Origin of the sequence: Vibrio sp. 10N.261.52.A1, from assembly GCF_002876325.1 — a bacterium.
In the GTDB taxonomy this organism is placed as follows: Bacteria; Pseudomonadota; Gammaproteobacteria; order Enterobacterales; family Vibrionaceae; genus Vibrio; species Vibrio chagasii.
The window spans coordinates 1-376 of the sequence record NZ_MCYD01000195.1; the positions used below are offsets into that span (position 1 = coordinate 1).

General features: G+C 46.0%; 1 pseudogene. It reads right to left on the reverse strand.

What is annotated here, in order from left to right:
* Positions 1-376, reverse strand: a pseudogene (locus tag BCT81_RS02555) (acetate kinase); the annotation flags it as partial.

The window sequence follows — 376 nt, forward strand, 5'->3', positions numbered from 1 at the left end:
GATGCCGCCAGTGAAAGTGATTGCGTCTAGACGACCTTCTAGAGTTGCAGTGTAACCAGCTACGTACTTAGCTAGACGGTGACAGAACACGTCCATTGCACGAGTTGCTTCTTCTTTCTCACCGTAGTTGTCTTCAACGAAACGACAGTCAGAAGTCACTTCGGTTAGACCAGCAAGACCAGACTCTTTAGTTAGCATGTTGTTGATTTCTTCAACAGAGTAACCAAGTGCGTCGTGTAGGTGGAAGATAATTGCAGGATCTAGGTCACCACAACGAGTACCCATTACTAGACCTTCAAGAGGAGTAAGGCCCATAGAAGTATCTACAGATTTACCGTTCTTGATTGCACATACAGAAGCGCCGTTACCTAGGTGA